2 pseudogenes are annotated in these 760 nt (G+C 74.2%); both read right to left on the reverse strand.

The window, feature by feature from the left end:
* Positions 1–350: pseudogene (locus DWZ01_RS10600) on the reverse strand (lantibiotic ABC transporter permease); the annotation flags it as partial.
* A gap of 35 nt (positions 351–385) precedes the next feature.
* Positions 386–760, reverse strand: a pseudogene (locus DWZ01_RS10605) (hypothetical protein); the annotation flags it as partial.

The raw sequence follows: 760 nt of genomic DNA on the forward strand, positions 1-760 counted from the left end.
CCGAACACGCCGAGCGCCACGGCCAGCGCGCCCGCGCCGAGCGCCGCAAGGGCGAGCAGCTTCGCCGCGACGGCGCGCCCGCGCGAGGGGACCGCCGTGAGGTTGGCGAGACGCCCGGCAGCGCGCTCGTCGTCCACGGTGAGCCCACAGACGATGGCGGACATGAGCGGCATGAGGGCGCCGAGGAACTGGGCGTAGGCGTCCGCGCCCAGCGCCGGGTCCCATCGGGTTACGGAGAAGTACTCGCCGCAGGCAAGACCGGCTGCCAGGCCGCAGACGAGGTGCACCGCCGTGAGCGGGGAGCGCGCCAGGCGCAGGGCCTCGGAGAGCAGGGCCCGCGGGAGAGTCATGCGCGGCGTCGGGTCGGAGAGTCGTGTCATGGCCATCACCTCTCCTCGGAGCGCGCGAACCAGGCCGCGCCCGCCGCCGTGAGCGCGGCGAACGCGAGCGCGCTGACCGCAAGGCCCGCCAGCGTGAGCATGCCGTCCGCCGCGAGCGCCCCGCCGAGCGCCATGTCCGCCGCGAGTGGCTCGCCACTCGGCAGCACGGGGATGAAGCTCGTGGGTATGACCATGCTCGCCGACGGCGGAAAGAGCTGCGGCAGCGGCACCAGCGACCAGGCGAACCCGCCCACGAGCTGCGCGGCGAGCGGGCAGAAGATGCCCGCGAGCATTCCGAGCCGCGCCGTGAGGAAGAGCCCTGCGGGGATCATCCACGCCGCGGTCACCGTGTTGGCGAGCGCGCAGAGGAGCATCGTGAG

The sequence above is a fragment of the Collinsella sp. AF28-5AC genome (assembly GCF_003457875.1).
GTDB lineage: Bacteria > Actinomycetota > Coriobacteriia > Coriobacteriales > Coriobacteriaceae > Collinsella.